Raw genomic sequence first — 3661 nt, forward strand, 5'->3', positions numbered from 1 at the left:
GACAGATGCTTTACCTGCTGCTTGACTGTAAGATACATATATTTAGCCTCCTTTCTGTAGATTTAGGAAAAGAAGTTTCCTATATGTATTATACTATTTCTTACTCCAAATTTCTCTATCAGATGCATTAACAGCATTCATCCCCCACCTATATTTTATATTGAGGTGGGGGTTCTGCTGGTTTTTTAGATAAATTCACATAAAAAAAGACCATGCATTTCACATGGTCTAAGCAAGTATTAGTCTAAATCAGCACCGTTAGATTCGAATACTTTCTTGATATAATTATAAGATTTCTTTGGAATACGTTTCATATCTCTTAAATCTTTATTTGTTCTATTAACATAAACAAATCCATAACGCTTATCCATATTACACATACTAGCTAGGATATCGATTGGTCCCCAAGTAATATAACCTAAGCAGTCTACACCATCTTCAAACATTGCGTTTTCCATTTCACGAATATGGTCTCTATGATAATTAATACGATAATCATCTTCGATTGTACGACCTTCAGCAAGCATCTTATCTACTTCTTCCTGAGTCATATCTTCACGCCATCCAATACCATTTTCAAGTACGAATACTGGTAAACCTGTTCTATGATGTAAATCATTTAAAGTCCATCTGAATCCAACTGGATCGATTTCCCAATGCCATTCATTGGCTTCACAATGAGGATTCTGAATCTGCTGTTCATTCACACAGTCACAAGCTGGTCTTTCATAATCAAAGATACCAGTCTTAACTGTATTAGAACGATAATAAGAGAATGCGATATAGTCTACAGTATACTTTAATAGTTCTTCATCGCCTTCTTCAAATGTAGGCATCCATCCACGATTTTCTAAGTAAGCATTCCAGTAATCAGGATATTTACCCTGAGCAAATGTATCAACAAGATAACCATTTAATAAGTTATAAGCCTGAGTTGCAAATAAATTATTTTCTGGGCTGTTGTCATATGCATAAATATTAGTGATTGCACCCATACCACAGAACTTAGCATCTGGCTGCATTTCTCTTAAAGCACGTACTGCTTTACAATGAGCCATCATAACATTGTGGTTTACCTGATATAAATGTTTAGGAAGACTTACACCTTCAGGAATTTCTTCAGCGTTAGAAACTCTTAACATCATTGAATGAAGGTTCTGTTCATTGAATGACATCCAATGTTTAACTCTATCACCGAATCTTTCAATACAAACTTTTGCATATCTTTCAAAACAGTCTACAACATATCTTGAAGCAAAACCATTGTAGTTCTTTACAAGATGATAAGGCATATCGAAATGTACTAAAGTGATCATTGGTTCAATGCCTGCAGCAAGTAGCTTATCAATTAAATCACTGTAGAACTTTACACCTTCTTCGTTTACTGGTTCATCTAATGTACCATTAGGAATGATACGGCTCCAGCAGATTGAGAAACGATAGAAGTTAAACCCCATACCTTTCATTAATGCGATGTCTTCATCATAACGAGTGTATTCATCAATTGCATCGTTCCAGTCAGAGAATTCAGGGTTCATAGGTCTTACGTCATAGATACAAACACCCTTTCCCCCTTCATTTCTGTGTCCTTCAGTCTGGAATGATGATACTGAACCACCCCAGTAAAAATCTTTTGGCATTTTTCTTTCCATTTTATGTGTCTCCTTTATCTTATGAATACATTCTATCAATCACTCCTTATAAATGTAAACTGTTTCAAGGCTGATTATTATAACGTTTCATAAAATATACAAAAAATGGTTAATTAATGAAACTCCGTTTCATTAATTAAAAAGGATGTACATAAGATAGTCTTTAATATCCTGTCTTTTAGCTTCTATCTGTAAATAGATATAATCATCACGATAGTCAACCTGTTCCACATAGGTATTCTCATAAAGATACTTGAAATCTTCTCCCTTATCATAAGGAATACCTAATTGGAAAGTTTCATAATCCTTAAAGAGGATATGACTTATTTCATCTTCTAACAAATCTAAACCAATCTTTTCCTTTGCAGATATAAAAACATAAGGAGTAACAGGATGTACATAACCATACTTATTTAAATCAACCTTGTTGTACACATAGATCATAGGTGTATTTTCAACCCCTAATTCTTCTAATACCTTATTGGTTGTATCAACCTGTAATTGATAATCTTCAAAACTTGAATCAACAACATGGAGTAATAAATCTGCTTCTTTCACTTCTTCTAAAGTGGAACGAAATGCCTGAATCAGATTGTGTGGTAAACGTTCAATAAAACCAACTGTATCAGTAAACAAGCATGTATGATTCTTAATCTTGATATTTCTAGTAGAAGTCTGTAATGTCGCAAATAACATATCCTTCTCAAATACCTTTTTTTCTTTATTCTGACATAAGGTATTGAGTAAAGTAGACTTTCCACTATTTGTATAACCGACCAAAGCAATCACAGGAATATTATTACGTTTGCGTCTTTCTCTTTGTGTTTGTCTTTGTTTTACAATCTGTGCTAGTTCTTTTCTAGAACGGGACAACTTTCTAGAGATGATACGACGATCTAACTCAATCTGTTTTTCACCAGATCCTCTAAACCCAGAACCACCTTGCTGATGTGACATATGTTCCTGCATTCCTGCAAGTCTTGGTAATAAATATTGGTCTCTTGCTATTTCTACCTGTAATTTTGCTTCTTTTGTCTGTGCACGCTGTTCAAATATACGAAGAATTAAATCTGTACGATCTGTTACTTCTGTTTGTAATTGATCAGTAAGGTTCTTTACCTGTAATGGAGATAGTTCATCATCAAAGATAACCATTTCTCCATCTAATCTTAATCTGATTTCTTCTATTTTACCTTTACCAATATAAGTGGCAGGATTAATTTTTTCTAATTTCTGAATAACAACATCTTCTACTTCAATATCACATGCAATACATAATGATTTGAGTTCATCTATGTAGAAGGGATTGTCCGATGTCATAACTAATATAGCTTTCATTGATACTCTTATTCTACTTAAAAAAGAAGAATTCCTTTCTTTGGACTCGTGTCTATTATAACACGAGTTTTAGAAAAGAATTCTTCTAATTGTTTCTATTATTTAGGTAACACGACAAGCATATAGTTTTCATCACCCATATCAAGTTTGAAATAATAATCACCTACCTGATTAGGACCATCCATTGAATCTGCGAGTAATGAAAGCCATTCTGTTGAGGAATTATCTTCTTCTGATAAAATTCTTAACAAGACGATAGCCCATAAATAGAAATCAGCTCTTTCTACACTTGTATCAGAACGACATGCAATTGTCACTAGTTTATGATTATCTAGAGAATACAACAAAATCTTATAATATCTTTTGTGATTCCATTATCCTTGATATCATACACAACACCTAGATTTTCACTTGAACAAAGCATAGAATTAATTGATATATTATATTTTGAAGAATAAGAGTCTTGCATTTCTTATTTACTTCAGTTAAATCATCTTTATAAGGTCCTTCATTAAGGAAATCACTTTAGATAATTTAAAACAATTATTCATTAAACAGTTATAATTTACATTAACAAAAAAAGCACCAACTTTGTGATATGATGACCTCCCAGTAGACAGTGTAAATAATTAAAAGCACTGTTTGCTGAGGAGGTTTTTCTTATGGGAAGA

General features: G+C 32.8%; 3 protein-coding genes. All 3 read right to left on the reverse strand.

The features are described 5' to 3' along the window. Positions 1-239: 239 nt before the first annotated feature. Positions 240-1652, reverse strand: coding sequence for a glycoside hydrolase family 1 protein (locus tag ABUA27_RS12290; RefSeq protein WP_022424197.1), 1413 nt, complete (start codon positions 1650-1652; stop codon positions 240-242). Positions 1653-1784: 132 nt separating this feature from the next. Then, positions 1785-2990, reverse strand: coding sequence for a GTPase HflX (hflX, locus tag ABUA27_RS12295; RefSeq protein ID WP_221710676.1), 1206 nt, complete (start codon positions 2988-2990; stop codon positions 1785-1787). A 98-nt stretch (positions 2991-3088) separates the two neighbouring features. Next, a complete protein-coding gene (locus ABUA27_RS12300) occupies positions 3089-3337 on the reverse strand; it encodes a hypothetical protein (protein ID WP_349820826.1) in 249 nt (82 codons plus the stop codon). Positions 3338-3661 lie beyond the last annotated feature (324 nt).

Source organism: Catenibacterium sp. RTP21428st1_D7_RTP21428_210409 (assembly GCF_040227455.1).
Taxonomy (GTDB): domain Bacteria; phylum Bacillota_I; class Bacilli_A; order Erysipelotrichales; family Coprobacillaceae; genus Catenibacterium; species Catenibacterium mitsuoka_A.

Excerpts from the sequence above, each read along its gene's own strand:
- hflX (WP_221710676.1), bottom strand. The coding sequence starts at position 2,990 with ATGAAAGCTATATTAGTTATGACATCGGACAATCCCTTCTACATAGAT.
- ABUA27_RS12290 (WP_022424197.1), bottom strand. The coding sequence starts at position 1,652 with ATGGAAAGAAAAATGCCAAAAGATTTTTACTGGGGTGGTTCAGTATCA.